The following is a 13,590-nucleotide window of genomic DNA, read 5'->3' as shown; positions in this document are numbered from 1 at the left end:
TAAAGACAGACATCATCCCCTCTCGGAATCCTGGCACGCTTATGGAACTTAAATCCACCTCAATCGGCAAACGTCTGGCGCAGCATCCCTACAACCGCGTACGGCTATTGCACGCCGGCGTGGAGGTTAGCGGCGATAAGCATCACTATCTTATCCCGTTTAATCAGATCCTGGCCATTCAGTGCCGCCGCGGCATTGTCTGGGGCGAGCTGGAATTTGAATTGCCTGAGGGGAAAGTGGTGCGTCTGCACGGCACCGAGTGGCATGAAACGCAGCGATTCCATCGCCACCTCCAGCAGTCGTGGCAGGACTGGAGCGCGGAGATGAGCGCCATCGCCGCCGGGGTGTTGAACGAACAGGTGGCAAAAATACAGCACATTATCGATAAGGATAGCTGGCTGCTACAGCAAGATTTGGCCGCGCTACAGGAGGGGATCCAACAGGCCGTCGACGCGCTACCTCTGCCCGTCGCCCGGCTCGAGGCGTTTGACGCTTGCCTGGAGCCCTGGCGGCAATGCCAGGAATGGTTGCAAGACGGCGCACAGCGGGTGGAGGCGCGCAATCAGCAATGGACGGCGCGTATGTTGCTAGAGCATGAGGATTTCTTTCACACGGTGGAAAGTTCGCCGCTTAATCTTGCCCAAAGCCGGGCGGTGGTGAACGGCGAGCGGTCGCTGCTGGTGCTGGCCGGCGCCGGTAGCGGTAAAACCTCGCTGCTGGTGGCGCGCGCCGGCTGGCTACTGCGGCGCAAGCTGGCGACGCCTGAGCAGATTTTGCTGCTGGCGTTCGGCCGCCAGGCAGCGCGGGAAATGGACGAACGCCTGCGACAGCGGCTGGAGGTAGACACGATTCAGGCAAGCACCTTTCACGCGCTGGCGTTGATGATTATCCGTCAGGGCAATAAAAAGGCACCTGCCGTTAGCCAGCTTGAAAGCGATGGCACGGCGCGGCGTAAACTGCTGATTGATCATTGGCGGCAGCAATGTCGCGAAAAAAAGGCGCAGGCCAAAGGGTGGCGGCAATGGATCAACGAGGAATTAGGCTGGGAAGTGCCGGAGGGAGACTTTTGGCAGAATGATAAATTGGCTCATCGCCTGGCGGGGCGGCTGGAACGTTGGGTCGGGCTGATGCGATCCCATGGCGGCAGCCAGGCCGAGATGATAGACGCGGCGCCTGATGAGCTTCGCGAGCATTTTCAAAAACGCATCCGGCTGCTGGCGCCGTTGTTGAAAGCCTGGAAACAGGCGTTGAAAGAAGAGGGCGCGGTTGATTTTGACGGTCTTATCCATCAGGCGGTGGATATCTTGCAAAAAGGCCGTTTCGTGAGCCCGTGGAAACATATCCTGGTGGATGAGTTCCAGGATATCTCACCCCAGCGCGCCATGCTTATCACGGCGCTGTGCCAACAAAACAGCGCCACCGCATTGTTTGCCATTGGGGATGATTGGCAGGAGATTTATCGCTTCAGCGGCGCGGAACTGACGTTGACCACCGCCTTTGGCGAGAATTTTGGCGGCGGCGAACCGCTGGCGTTGGATACCACCTATCGGTTTAATCAACGCATTGGCGAAGTGGCCAACCGTTTTGTGCAGCAAAATCCGTTTCAGCTGGCCAAACCACTCAACAGCCTCACGCGTGGCGGCAAAAAAGCGGTGCAGATCCTGCCGGAGGATCAACTGGATGCGCTATTGAATAAACTCAGCGGTTTTGTCACGCCGACGCAGCGCATTTTGGTGCTGGCACGTTATCACCATTTACGACCGGCACTGCTGACGAAAGCAGCGACACGCTGGCCCCATCTGCAGATTGATTTTATGACCATTCATGCCAGCAAAGGGCAGCAGGCGGAGTATGTGATCATTGTTGGCGTTAACGACGGGAGCGACGGTTTTCCGGCGCCCGCGCGGGAATCCATTATCGAACAAGCTCTACTACCCCATCCGGAAGATTACCCAGATGCGGAAGAGCGTCGCCTGCTGTATGTGGCGCTCACCCGCGCCAAAGAGCAGGTATGGCTTTTGACGGATAAGGCGAACCCGTCGGTATTTATTGAGGAACTGGTAAGTCAGGGTGTACCGCGGGCAAAAAAACCCTGACACGGGCGATTCGCCGCGCGGCACGCGCCGCCGGCGGGTACGTATAGGGCGCTTGCCACGACTGTCGTCCCGTCAGGACGGCAGTCGTTCTGCCAGTTAGCGTTGATAATCGGGGATAGCGATTGCCACGTCCTGATGGGTAAGCGGCGAGCTTATCAGAAAATCGGCCGTGGAACGGTTGGTGGCCACCGGAATATTCCATACCGTTGCCAAACGCAGCAGCGCTTTGACATCGGGGTCGTGTGGAACCGCATTCAGCGGATCCCAAAAGAAAATCATCATATCGATTTTACCTTCGGAAATCAGAGCGCCAACCTGCTGATCCCCTCCCATGGGGCCGCTGAGCATGCTGTTGACCGGAAGACCGGTTTTAAGCTGCACCAGGTTGCCGGTGGTCCCGGTGGCATATAACACATGCTCCGAAAGCTGAGCTTTGTTGGTCTCAACCCAGTTAAGCAGAGATTGTTTACAATGATCGTGCGCCACCAACGCGATATGTTTTCGTGCGGCGATGGTACGGGTGGTTGATTCCATGTCCAGTTCCTTAAGTCTGACTATAGACTACTAAAACTCTGTTTCACTGCAAAGAGATAAACCGGTAAATCGATAAAAAAGGGCGGTTTATTTTGCCTCCGCCGTGGAGGTTGCGTGTCGTTGACGCACCCAGTCAAGAAAACGTTCCCGGCTGGCCGAATCGGCCTGCAAAAACCAGAACCGCAGAATTTGTTCCGCGTGTCCGCTGGCTGAACTGGTGAACGGAGGACTGACGGTGGATTTCGCCGGACGAGGCGCCGGCACCGTCGGTCCATGACGGCGGTTATATTGCTCCAGCGCGGGCAGTAAACTGTTTTTGTCAGCATCGAGCCGGCTGACGCTGACTGGTAGCGGTTTCTGGTCTTGATCCTGCAGGCCGATCAGCGGCTGAAGGCAAAAACGTTCGCCCTCGGCACGGTTAGCCAACGGGGGCAACACAAATCGCAGCCGTCGCGCCTTGCCCGTGCTAAAGCCGATGACGATATAGAGCGCGCTGCAGGACGACGAAAGATTGCCTTTACCGTCAGTCGTGGGTTGCACCAGGGTAAAGACAAGCTGATGATGGCCTTGCTCCAGTTCCAAACTGCTGGCGCCGCGCAGAAGAGAGCTGCCCAGCGCTTTACCATCGACGATTAACAGTTCAAGTTCTTCAGGGAGTTGCAGCGTTGTCGCCATCACGGGAAACCCGGTTAAGATGCTTAACCCCATAACCAGGACGCGCAGGAAATTCATTATCTCACCTTTTCAGAACGTAAGCAGAATAATTCATTATCTATATATTACAATCATAATAATTTTGTATCATTTAGTCACACTTATTTTTATTTTGATATTTTTGATTTCCACTGAAGAAAGATGTTTTTCACCGGGTGGTATACACTTAAAACACCTTTTCCTTGCGGAGAGCCGCCATGACAGACGCTGAGATCAGCGACATTCTTCAAACCGTGAAGACCATCGCCCTGGGTGGGCGCCAGCGATAATCCGGCCCGGACCAGCCACGGCGTGATGGCCTATTTATTGGCCCGTGGCTACCGGGTGTACCCGGTGAATCCGGCATTAGCAGGGAAAACCATTCTGGGGCAAACCGTGTACGGCACCTTGGCCGAGATCCCCGCCAAAATCGATATGGTGGATGTCTTCCGCCGTGCTGAGGCGGTGTACGATCTGACGCAGGAAGCGATTGCCATTGATGCCGGCGTTTTGTGGCTGCAGTTGGGGATTATCAATGAACAGGCGGCGGTGCTGGCGAAAAACGTGGGAATGAAAGTGGTGATGGACCGCTGTCCGGAAATTGAAATCCCGCGCCTCTGACTGGACCAATGATCGCGGCTGACAAGTGAAACCCGAGCCAGACATGCTTCTCCCTAAGCGTCACACCGGCATTAGCTGAATTTTGCGCGTGGCAGCAGCGGGCGCGCCGGATAGGGCATCGGCACCGAGTGGCAACGGAGATGGCGCCGGCATAGGATGGCAACAGGTGTGCCGGGTATGGCATCAGCGCGTGGCAGCAGCGGGCGCGCCGAGTAAAGTATAAACTGTGTTAGCCCCTGACGTACGGGTTTGGCCTAAGCGCACAGAAGAGATGAGAACCAGCTGCGCGATTGCGCGCAGCCGTGATGTTTAATTTCGCAGGCGCGGCGCCTGCAGCTGCAATCGAATTGACTCAGCCAATTCATCAAGCGTTGGTTGTTCGGGATGGACGGGAAAGGATTCATATCCCAGCTGCGCTTCCGCCAGATAGGTGTGCACCGGTTTTCCCTCTTCATCTTCCATAACCACATGATACCAGGGAGCGGTACGCAAGCTATCGTCAGCCGCGATGTCATCCAGCGAAGGCTTCTCCAGGGCGTATTCCGGATCCACGTCGATAATCACCACCAGGTACCCCAGCAGTTTATGCCGAACCTGCTGCCCTATGCCAAATTTGCTGGCTGATTTATCCCCCTGAAACAGCAGACAGTAGCTGTATCTCCAGATAAGAGATAGGCTTGAATATATGTCTAACACTAACGCCAATTTTGATATGACCGGGATCCCGTTAGGTCAAGAAGTCCGTAAACGTAAAACTCCTCAGGAAAAAATGGCCATTATTCAGCAGAGGATGGAGCCCGGCATGAATGTCTCCCATCTCGCACGACTGCACGGTATCCAGCCCAGCCTGCTGTTTAAGTGGAAAAAGCAATATCAGGAAGGCAGCCTCACTGCCGGGGAGGACGTTGTTCCTGCCTCTGAGCTTGCAGCTGCATTGAAGCAGGTCCGGGAGCTCCAGCGCCTTCTGGGTAAGAAGACGATGGAGGTTGAGATCCTAAAAGAAGCCGTGGAGTACGGCCAGTCACGAAAATGGATAGCGCACGCGCCCTTGTTGCCAAAGGCCGGGGAATAGCACAGGTCAGCCGCGCCATGAGCGTGTCGCGTGCGCCGCTGTCACTGCGGATTAAGCGTTCTGCCGACTGGCAGGACAGGCGCTGTAACCGGCGTAATGACGAAGCAGACGCTGAAATACTGTCGGACATCCTCGACATCATCAGCGATATGCCCAGCTACGGCTATCGGCGGGTGTGGGGCATCCTGTGTAAACAACGTCGCGCAGAGGGACTGCCGCCGGTAAATGCGAAACGACTTTACAGGATCATGTGTGAGCATAACCTGCTGTTATTACATTGAAAACCAGAGCGGCCGAGGCGTGAGCATAAGGGCAGGATCGCGGTGGCAGAAAGCGATATGCGCTGGTGTTCAGATGGCTTCGAGTTCGGCTGCGACAACGGTGAAAAACTGCGGGTCACGTTCGCACTGGACTGCTGCGACAGAGAGGCCATAGACTGGGCTGCGAGCACTGTAGGCTACGACAGTTCGACCGTGCAGGATGTGATGCTGAGGTCGGTAGAAAAGCGCTTCGGCGACAGGTTACCCGATACAGCGGTGCAGTGGTTGACGGACAACGGTTCAGCGTATACCGCGCATGAAACGCAGAGGTTCGCCAGAGAACTGGATCTGGAGCCCTGCACAACAGCGGTGAGCAGCCCGCAGAGCAATGGCATGGCCGAACGGTTCGTGAAGACGATGAAGGAAGACTATATCGAGTTCATGCCAAAACCGGATGCGAGAACAGCCCTGCGAAACCTTGCAGCAGCGTTCACGCATTACAATGAAAACCATCCGCACAGCGCGCTGGGATATCATTCTCCGAGAGAATACCGGCGGCAGCGGGCTTCGTTAACTTAAGATACAAAAGCTGTACGGAGATGGCGGGGCAAGATCAGCCAAATTTGCTGGCAATCATAAGACCTCCAGTGAAAATTATGCCTTACACTTAATATGGGGGAGGCCCGGGGGAAATCAAGGTGACAGAACACAATTTAACCGGCCCGACAGGCAAATCCCTTTAAATACAGTCCTTCGGGGTAGGCGCCGGCCACCGGGTGATCGGCGGCCTGGCGAAACTGTTCAATAAACTGAATCTCGCGGCCGGCATCGAGGGCCGCATCCGCCAGGATTTTTTGAAACAGATCGGTAGACATCAGGCCGGAGCAGGAAAAGCTTAGCAGCACCCCCTCTGGCGCTAGCAGCTGCAGCGCCAGCATGTTGATATCTTTATAGCCGCGGCACGCGCTGGCCAACTGATTTTTATTTTCCACAAATTTAGGGGGGTCGAGGATAATCATATCAAACTGCTCTCCCTCCTCGCGGTAGCGTCGCAGCAACTGAAAAACATCATCCATGACGAAGCGCGCGCGTGATGAGTCCAACTGGTTTAACACCAGGTTTTGCTGCGCTACGTCCAACGCCTGTTGCGAGGTATCAACGCTTATCACCTCCCGGCAGTTTCCCTTTAATACCGACACGGAGAACGCGCCGGTGTAGCTAAAACAGTTAAGCACCCTACGCCCGGCGGCGTACTTACGGGCAGCCAGACGGCTATCGCGCTGATCGAGGTAGAAACCGGTCTTGTGGCCCTGGGCAATATCCACCAATGACGACATATCATGTTCACGGATTGGCAGTAAGTCTGGCGGTGTGGCGCCACTAATAACGCCGTGGGTTATCTTTAACCCTTTCTTCTTGCGCACCGCGACGTCGGAACGATCGTAAATTGAGCAATCGGGATAGCAGCGTTACAGTGCCGCTAACAACGTGCCACGTTGAAATTCGGCGCCGGCAGACGACAGCAACTGTACCACCAAGAAATCACCGTAGCGATCGAGAGTAATGCCGGGTAACCCATCCGATTCGCCTGCAATAAGGCGGTAGCCATCTAAACCGTCCCGCGCCGCCAGTAACGTACGCAGACGCTGCGCAACCGTCAACCGGCGGACGAAAAACTCGACATCAATCTGCTCGTCGGGATTGAAGCTCCATACCCTGGCGCGGATTTGCGACTGAGGTGACCAGGCGCCCCGCGCCAGCCAGCGGCCTTTGTCATCGCAAATGTCGATGGTTTCACCCGGCTGGGCTTTCCCTTCCAACCGGCCTACCGCACCGGAGAAGACCCAAGGATGGTGCCGCATGAGCAATTTCTCACGGCCGCGTGCCATAAATAGACGTTTTGTCATCATAAAAGTATGCTAAAATCAGGCCAAAGAGCGCCATTTTGCGAATAAGCGCGCTGAAAAGCAACCTACGCCGTTCGGCAGGAGGAAACGATGACGATGATATGTACGGCAGCCTGGGTCCATGGGCAGGTACAGTGTGTTGGTTTTCGCTACGCCACACAACATCAGGCAAAACTTCAGTGGCTAAGCGGTTATGTCCGCAATCAGGATGACGGCAGCGTCGAAGTTGTGGCCTGCGGCGAAAGTGCGCAAGTGGAAAAACTGCTGCACTGGCTACGCCAGGGCGGGCCGGTTCATGCTCGGGTGGATAAAGTCCTTACCGAACCGCGCAATGGTAGCGTGGGGGATTTCAGCGGCTTTTCCATCCGCTATTAACGCCCGTCAGCGCTTCGTGGCCGGGTATGCCAATGTTGTGGCGTGGGCTGCTGCCGACGCGCAGTGCGGCCCGTGGTGTTAATTGCAGTATGGGATGATGTGCCGCTGACCGCGCCGGGGCGATGAACTGCCACGCCGATGAGCTGCCGCGCCGCGATGATGGACTGCGCGCCGCTGCCGGCGCGGCGCGCGGGGGTGAAATACGATACCGTACTGTTTGGTCGCTACAGGCATTTCACCGGCTTGGGCAGGCCAGCGATTTTCGTTGCCTGCTTGGCGGGACCCTCTGGAAACAAACGGAAAAGGTAACGGCTATTCCCTTTCTCTTCGCCGTAGGCCTGTGCCATGGCCTTTACCAGCATTCGCACCGCCGGCGACGTATTGTATTGTAAATAAAACGCGCGCACGAAGTGTATCACCTGCCAGTGGGCTTCGCTAAGGGTGATACCTTCGCGGCGGGCGATTTCTCCCGCCAACGCTTCGGACCAGTCCTGCGGGCGGGTCAAATACCCCTGCGCATCGGTACTGATTTCAGTGCCGTTAAACTCCATCAATTCCTGTCCGGCTGATAATTATCGGATAAATGGAGCATAGCAAATTTGCAGGTCAGAAAACATCAAACCCCGCCGGGAACGCGGCGGCAAAAAAAGAGAATGCCGACGCGACCCTGGGCGGGGCCTGGGAAAGGGCGTGGTATCAGTTGCTGCGCATGCCGACGAAGATGCTCAGCAGGCTGACAAAAATGTTGTACAGCGATACATAGAGACTGACGGTGGCGCGGATATAGTTTGCCTCTCCGCCGTGAATGATATTACTGGTTTCCCACGAAATCGCGCTGGAGAAAAACAGAATAAACATCACGCTTATCGCCAGCGACAAAGCCGGGATATGCAGAAAAAGATTAGCCACGACCGCGACCAGCAGGACCACAAAGCCGGCCATCATCATTCCCGACAGGAAGGACATATCCTTGCGGGTAGAGTGAGAACGTACGCCGAGCAGCAAAAGAACACCACCGCCGTGCCTCCCAACGCCAGCATAATGACGTCCCCCGCGCCGGACGCCAGCAGCATGCTCAGCAGCGGCCCCAGCGTATAGCCCATAAAACCGGTCAGGGCGAAGGTGGCGAGGATCCCTGCCGGACTATTGGCCAGCCGGTGGGTCAGGAACAGAAGTCCGTAAAAGCCGACCAGCATCAGAATCAAACCGGGCGCCGGCAGCCTTAGCAGCGTGCTTGCGGTGGCGGTCAGCGCGGAAAAGGCCAGCGTAAGCGACAGCAGGAAATAGGTATTGCGCAGCACCTTGTGGGTGCTCAAGAGCGAATGCCTGCGCGAGGGTGTCGCAATCAAACGATCCATAATTTGCCTCTCATCATAAAGGTGTGCCAGTAATATTTGATGCAATACTAATGGCTTGCCGCCGTTGCGCCTATGGCTTTTACCCATCTTTACGCATTAGCGCTAACGCCGGCAAATAAAGAACGGCTAGTGAAGAGACTAATGGCGATTTTTCAGTCGATTAGCGCAAACGCTCTTTACAACCGGATCGACTCTGTTTATAGTTCGCCTCGTTGCGGAGGAGTGGCCGAGTGGTTGAAGGCACCGGTCTTGAAAACCGGCGACGCGCAAGCGTTCTAGAGTTCGAATCTCTACTCCTCCGCCACCTGCACGCCTGAATGCGATGGTTTTCTGATTATCAAAAGCTGTTCTTGGAATAGATTTGAAATATTCACTTGGAATATTTTGCCTGTTCGGAGAGTAGGGGCATCGAGAGTAGGCCCTATTTTAACCTTCCTGTCGTACACCAGGACCTGCGACTCAGTCTTGTGTCCGCTGAACAGTTGTTCGTCTTTTGTTATGCAAATGACCATCCGGCTTGGGTTGATGGTCGCTGCAGCGGTTAGCATCATTGCCGCCATTCTCAAGATATGACGCGGGCCTGTGCGCCTCGGGCATGTGTTCAACTTCCGTCAATGAAAAATAAACCTGTGAACAACGAACCCCGACGGGGAGCCGGGTTAGGGTGTAAGGGATTACTGGCGGGTCAGGGCGTCTAACTGTTCATCGGAAAGGCCGGTAGAGAGCTTAACCGTATAGCGATCAACCCCATTCGCGAAGAACTTTCTTGCAAGTTTAATGGCCGTTTCCTGACGACCTTCCTGCATTTCTTTAGCTTCTAGTTGCTCTGCAATGGTCATAATGTCTGTCCTCCTCATAATCGACTGCTTTGACTGCGATTTCTTGCAGGAACAGCTCAGGATCCGAAGTATTTCCCCGCTCTGCAATATAGTATATCAGACTATAAAACTGTTCTTTTGGCACCGCCCAATGATTTAACAAGCGAGCAATATCGCCAGCCCGCTCAAGCATATCGCGGGTGCGAATGTGCTTTTGCATGAGCTCAAGCAGTGCCACAGGCCGGTGGGACAGTATTTCGTTATCCGGTATGCTGGTGATATCGACCAGCGGGAATGCCTAGTAATAGGCCGATTTTGCCAGTTCTGGGTCGGCAAAGCACTTCAGCCAGCAGGCAGAGTAACGGTAAATTGAGGTGCGCCATGGTAAAAGAGCAGCGGGATCATCACCGGAAACTGTTTGTGGCCCTGCTCGGGATGCCGCTGGATGGCTGCAACACGGTATCTTAATAGTCTAGACGCCATAAGCTTCTCCGGCCTGCTTTGGTGTTCAACCAAGGGTCTTCCCCGATCATGGTGGGCCCCACGTATCGTATCGATGAGAGATGCAAACTCTACGCCCTGGCGGGTATCACCCAAAGCAAAAGCAGCGCTTACTATACTATTTTGATGGAATGTTCCTCGACCAAAAAACGCGAAATAGTCAATGCGTCGGAGAACAAAAGTGGCTTTACCTACGGCGCGGACGTGCAAATTAACGTGATTTCCGACGTATCGGTCGATTTATCCTACCGGCGTGTATCGCTGGGCGGTGCCACTACGGGACGTAGACGGCGGGATTGGGCATGACATTCTAGCCAAACGTTTCTACTCAATAAACTTCAAGATGCACGGCAAGGCGGTGCGACGGGCTTAATGACCGTACCTTCTGCTGGGTATGTGGATGTATTTTGTGATTTATCCCCCTGAAACAGCAGACAGTAGCTGTATCTCCAGATAAGAGATAGGCTTGAATATATGTCTAACACTAACGCCAATTTTGATATGACCGGGATCCTGTTAGGTCAAGAAGTCCGTAAACGTAAAACTCCTCAGGAAAAAATGGCCATTATTCAGCAGAGGATGGAGCCCGGCATGAATGTCTCCCATCTCGCACGACTGCACGGTATCCAGCCCAGCCTGCTGTTTAAGTGGAAAAAGCAATATCAGGAAGGCAGCCTCACTGCCGTGGCTGCCGGGGAGGACGTTGTTCCTGCCTCTGAGCTTGCAGCTGCATTGAAGCAGGTCCGGGAGCTCCAGCGCCTTCTGGGTAAGAAGACGATGGAGGTTGAGATCCTAAAAGAAGCCGTGGAGTACGGCCAGTCACGAAAATGGATAGCGCACGCGCCCTTGTTGCCAAAGGCCGGGGAATAGCACAGGTCAGCCGCGCCATGAGCGGGTCGCGTGCGCCGCTGTCACTGCGGATTAAGCGTTCTGCCGACTGGCAGGACAGGCGCTGTAACCGGCGTAATGACGAAGCAGACGCTGAAATACTGTCGGACATCCTCGACATCATCAGCGATATGCCCAGCTACGGCTATCGGCGGGTGTGGGGCATCCTGTGTAAACAACGTCGCGCAGAGGGACTGCCGCCGGTAAATGCGAAACGACTTTACAGGATCATGTGTGAGCATAACCTGCTGTTATTACATTGAAAACCAGAGCGGCCGAGGCGTGAGCATAAGGGCAGGATCGCGGTGGCAGAAAGCGATATGCGCTGGTGTTCAGATGGCTTCGAGTTCGGCTGCGACAACGGTGAAAAACTGCGGGTCACGTTCGCACTGGACTGCTGCGACAGAGAGGCCATAGACTGGGCTGCGAGCACTGTAGGCTACGACAGTTCGACCGTGCAGGATGTGATGCTGATGTCGGTAGAAAAGCGCTTCGGCGACAGGTTACCCGATACAGCGGTGCAGTGGTTGACGGACAACGGTTCAGCGTATACCGCGCATGAAACGCAGAGGTTCGCCAGAGAACTGGATCTGGAGCCCTGCACAACAGCGGTGAGCAGCCCGCAGAGCAATGGCATGGCCGAACGGTTCGTGAAGACGATGAAGGAAGACTATATCGAGTTCATGCCAAAACCGGATGCGAGAACAGCCCTGCGAAACCTTGCAGCAGCGTTCACGCATTACAATGAAAACCATCCGCACAGCGCGCTGGGATATCACTCTCCGAGAGAATACCGGCGGCAGCGTGCTTCGTTAACTTAAGATACAAAAGCTGTACGGAGATGGCGGGGCAAGATCAACTGGTTAATCAACAGCCGGTGGACGCGGTTTATTTAACCGGAAGAAGTTTTAACTGTGGCCTTAAAATGGGCTATATGCAGGCCTTTGTGAGCTATGGCTTGCGCAATAAGAAAATGGGCGCTGATTTCCGTAAAGGGATTGAGCGCCTCTTGGCCAAGTAACGCGAAGCGCTGAATTATATTTAAAAAGGAGTGACAATGGCTGTATTGGTCACCGGCGGGGCGGGGTATATCGGCTCGCATACGGTTTTGGCGTTGCTGGCACGCGATGAGGAGGTCGTGGTGCTGGACAATCTCGTCAACGCTTCTGACGTATCTCTCGACCGGGTATCAGAGTTAGCCGATAAGGATTTGATTTTCTATCAGGGTGATGTTCAGGACCCGCAAGTGTTGCAGCAGATTTTCGACGAACATGATATCAGCGCAGTGATTCATTTTGCCGGCCTTAACGCGGTAGGCGAATCTACCCGGCTGCCGCTGCAATACTACCAAAATAATGTTAATGGGACCTTGGTGTTGCTCGACGAAATGCGCCGCGCGGGGGTACATCATTTTATTTTTAGTTCGTCGGCGACCTTGTATGGCCAACACGCGCCGGTACCTTATGTTGAAACGTACCCTATTGGCGGTACCGCCAGCCCTTATGGCACCTCCAAACTCATGGTTGAACAAATTCTGGCCGATTTCGCCAAAGCGGAGCCGCAATTTTCCATTATCGCGCTGCGCTATTTCAATCCTGTAGGCGCACACGAGTCCGGGGTTATCGGCGAAGATCCCAATGGGATACCTAATAATCTTCTGCCGTTTATTGCCCAGGTCGCGGTTGGGCGTCAGCCGTCATTAAAAATCTTTGGTGATGACTATCCCTCCGAGGATGGAACCTGCGTGCGGGATTATATCCACGTTATGGATCTGGCGGACGGTCATCTGCAAGCGATGGATAAACTTGCCACCAACGTGGGTTATAAAGCCTATAATCTTGGCGCTGGCGTGGGCTATTCTGTTTTGCAAATGATTAAGGCGTTCGAAAAAGCATCGGGCAAAACCATACCCTACCAAGTTGCCCCGCGACGTGAGGGCGATTTGGCGGCATTTTGGGCCGATGCAACGCTGGCGCAGCGTGAACTAGGCTGGACCGCCAAGCGCGATCTCGACTGTATGATGCGCGGTACGTGGAAATGGCAAAGTCAGAATCCTGATGGCTATCACCAGCCGTAGGCCCGCTACAGCGGACTTTAGATGCTCAACAAACCCACCCTCACCGGATGGTTTTTTTTGACCCGGCCTTGGCGAATTTATCGGCAACACGCTCACGCCGTTACGTATTTTAACTGACGGCAGGCAAGCCGTTAATGAGGCTCTGGCCGGGAGAGTTACCCGCATGCAAAGATTCCTTCACAATTATTTAATAATCGCCGTTTGCTAACGCAGAATCTGAGCCTATATTCTATACAGGAAACGCAGTAGACGCTCACGGTGTAATTTCATTTTTTTGTGGCAATGAACGGGTTATTGCGGCGATGGTTTTTTGTTTTTTTACTCATTGCACAGTAAGAAAGCGGCTATTGCCGTTGTTAAGTATCCAGATGAGCGTGTTTGATGACAAAT

At 54.4% G+C, this 13,590-nt stretch carries 11 protein-coding genes, 1 tRNA gene and 7 pseudogenes; 9 read left to right on the top strand and 10 right to left on the bottom strand.

The features are described 5' to 3' along the window. Positions 1-41: 41 nt before the first annotated feature. Complete coding sequence (gene helD, locus JZM24_RS16415; RefSeq protein ID WP_215671008.1) at positions 42-2,096, top strand: DNA helicase IV; 2,055 nt, start codon at positions 42-44, stop codon at positions 2,094-2,096. Between the two features lie 96 nt (positions 2,097-2,192). Here the strand turns inward: helD and JZM24_RS16410 are convergent, their stop codons facing one another. Then, on the bottom strand, positions 2,193-2,630 hold the full coding sequence (locus JZM24_RS16410) for a methylglyoxal synthase (RefSeq protein ID WP_215671006.1): 438 nt from the start codon (positions 2,628-2,630) through the stop codon (positions 2,193-2,195). Between the two features lie 87 nt (positions 2,631-2,717). After that, positions 2,718-3,362, bottom strand: coding sequence for a YccT family protein (locus JZM24_RS16405; RefSeq protein WP_215671004.1), 645 nt, complete (start codon positions 3,360-3,362; stop codon positions 2,718-2,720). A 179-nt stretch (positions 3,363-3,541) separates the two neighbouring features. Between JZM24_RS16405 and JZM24_RS16400 the strand changes: the two are divergent. After that, a pseudogene (locus tag JZM24_RS16400) lies at positions 3,542-3,944 on the top strand (CoA-binding protein). A gap of 309 nt (positions 3,945-4,253) precedes the next feature. Here the strand turns inward: JZM24_RS16400 and hspQ are convergent. Further along, a complete protein-coding gene (gene hspQ, locus JZM24_RS16395) occupies positions 4,254-4,586 on the bottom strand; it encodes a heat shock protein HspQ (protein WP_215671234.1) in 333 nt (110 codons plus the stop codon). A 70-nt stretch (positions 4,587-4,656) separates the two neighbouring features. On the opposite strand from hspQ, the pseudogene JZM24_RS16390 reads away from it, so the two are divergent. Continuing rightward, positions 4,657-5,855: pseudogene (locus JZM24_RS16390) on the top strand (IS3 family transposase). A 134-nt stretch (positions 5,856-5,989) separates the two neighbouring features. On the opposite strand, the pseudogene rlmI reads toward JZM24_RS16390, so the two are convergent. Next, a pseudogene (gene rlmI / locus JZM24_RS16385) lies at positions 5,990-7,183 on the bottom strand (23S rRNA (cytosine(1962)-C(5))-methyltransferase RlmI). Between the two features lie 90 nt (positions 7,184-7,273). On the opposite strand from rlmI, the gene yccX reads away from it, so the two are divergent. Continuing rightward, on the top strand, positions 7,274-7,558 hold the full coding sequence (gene yccX, locus JZM24_RS16380; protein WP_215671002.1) for an acylphosphatase: 285 nt from the start codon (positions 7,274-7,276) through the stop codon (positions 7,556-7,558). Between the two features lie 224 nt (positions 7,559-7,782). Here yccX and JZM24_RS16375 read toward each other — a convergent pair whose 3' ends face one another. Together JZM24_RS16375 and yccA are read right to left on the bottom strand one after the other, a co-directional pair. Then, the gene (locus tag JZM24_RS16375; protein WP_215671232.1) at positions 7,783-8,109 is read right to left on the bottom strand and encodes a TusE/DsrC/DsvC family sulfur relay protein; all 327 of its coding nucleotides are present in this window, start codon (positions 8,107-8,109) and stop codon (positions 7,783-7,785) included. Positions 8,110-8,254: 145 nt separating this feature from the next. Next, positions 8,255-8,916, bottom strand: a pseudogene (gene yccA / locus JZM24_RS16370) (FtsH protease modulator YccA). A gap of 216 nt (positions 8,917-9,132) precedes the next feature. Here yccA and JZM24_RS16365 point away from each other — a divergent pair. Next, positions 9,133-9,220, top strand: a tRNA-Ser gene (locus JZM24_RS16365). Positions 9,221-9,276: 56 nt separating this feature from the next. Here JZM24_RS16365 and JZM24_RS18940 read toward each other — a convergent pair. The 4 genes and pseudogenes from JZM24_RS18940 to JZM24_RS19885 all read right to left on the bottom strand — a co-directional run. Beyond that, positions 9,277-9,413 (bottom strand): annotated as a pseudogene (locus JZM24_RS18940) (tyrosine-type recombinase/integrase); the annotation flags it as partial. Between the two features lie 177 nt (positions 9,414-9,590). Further along, positions 9,591-9,755, bottom strand: coding sequence for an Rpn/YhgA-type helix-turn-helix domain-containing protein (locus JZM24_RS18935; RefSeq protein ID WP_246580085.1), 165 nt, complete (start codon positions 9,753-9,755; stop codon positions 9,591-9,593). After that, the gene (locus JZM24_RS19305; protein ID WP_312885043.1) at positions 9,727-9,972 is read right to left on the bottom strand and encodes a hypothetical protein; all 246 of its coding nucleotides are present in this window, start codon (positions 9,970-9,972) and stop codon (positions 9,727-9,729) included. Before JZM24_RS19305 ends, JZM24_RS18935 begins: the two co-directional genes overlap by 29 nt. 104 nt (positions 9,973-10,076) lie before the next feature. Continuing rightward, positions 10,077-10,250 (bottom strand): Rpn family recombination-promoting nuclease/putative transposase, encoded by a 174-nt coding sequence (locus JZM24_RS19885; RefSeq protein WP_376775563.1) that lies wholly within the window; start codon positions 10,248-10,250, stop codon positions 10,077-10,079. Positions 10,251-10,265: 15 nt separating this feature from the next. On the opposite strand from JZM24_RS19885, the gene JZM24_RS16355 reads away from it, so the two are divergent. From JZM24_RS16355 to galE, 4 genes and pseudogenes are all read left to right on the top strand, one after another. Continuing rightward, positions 10,266-10,541 (top strand): Ail/Lom family outer membrane beta-barrel protein, encoded by a 276-nt coding sequence (locus JZM24_RS16355; RefSeq protein ID WP_215671000.1) that lies wholly within the window; start codon positions 10,266-10,268, stop codon positions 10,539-10,541. Between the two features lie 195 nt (positions 10,542-10,736). After that, positions 10,737-11,944: pseudogene (locus JZM24_RS16350) on the top strand (IS3 family transposase). Between the two features lie 47 nt (positions 11,945-11,991). Next, positions 11,992-12,144: pseudogene (locus JZM24_RS16345) on the top strand (GalU regulator GalF); the annotation flags it as partial. A 36-nt stretch (positions 12,145-12,180) separates the two neighbouring features. Beyond that, entirely contained in the window at positions 12,181-13,200 is a 1,020-nt protein-coding gene (galE, locus tag JZM24_RS16340) for a UDP-glucose 4-epimerase GalE (RefSeq protein WP_215670997.1), read from the top strand. Positions 13,201-13,590 lie beyond the last annotated feature (390 nt).

The sequence above is a fragment of the Candidatus Sodalis endolongispinus genome (assembly GCF_018777395.1).
Lineage (GTDB): Bacteria > Pseudomonadota > Gammaproteobacteria > Enterobacterales > Enterobacteriaceae > Sodalis_B > Sodalis_B endolongispinus.
The sequence above is the reverse complement of the archived record's forward strand: the minus strand, read 5'-3'. Positions and strand labels throughout refer to the sequence as shown.

Excerpts from the sequence above, each read along its gene's own strand:
- helD (WP_215671008.1), top strand. The coding sequence starts at position 42 with ATGGAACTTAAATCCACCTCAATCGGCAAACGTCTGGCGCAGCATCCC.
- JZM24_RS16410 (WP_215671006.1), bottom strand. The coding sequence starts at position 2,630 with ATGGAATCAACCACCCGTACCATCGCCGCACGAAAACATATCGCGTTG.
- JZM24_RS16405 (WP_215671004.1), bottom strand. The coding sequence starts at position 3,362 with ATGAATTTCCTGCGCGTCCTGGTTATGGGGTTAAGCATCTTAACCGGG.
- yccX (WP_215671002.1), top strand. The coding sequence starts at position 7,274 with ATGACGATGATATGTACGGCAGCCTGGGTCCATGGGCAGGTACAGTGT.
- JZM24_RS16375 (WP_215671232.1), bottom strand. The coding sequence starts at position 8,109 with ATGGAGTTTAACGGCACTGAAATCAGTACCGATGCGCAGGGGTATTTG.
- JZM24_RS18935 (WP_246580085.1), bottom strand. The coding sequence starts at position 9,755 with ATGACCATTGCAGAGCAACTAGAAGCTAAAGAAATGCAGGAAGGTCGT.
- JZM24_RS16355 (WP_215671000.1), top strand. The coding sequence starts at position 10,266 with ATGGTGGGCCCCACGTATCGTATCGATGAGAGATGCAAACTCTACGCC.
- galE (WP_215670997.1), top strand. The coding sequence starts at position 12,181 with ATGGCTGTATTGGTCACCGGCGGGGCGGGGTATATCGGCTCGCATACG.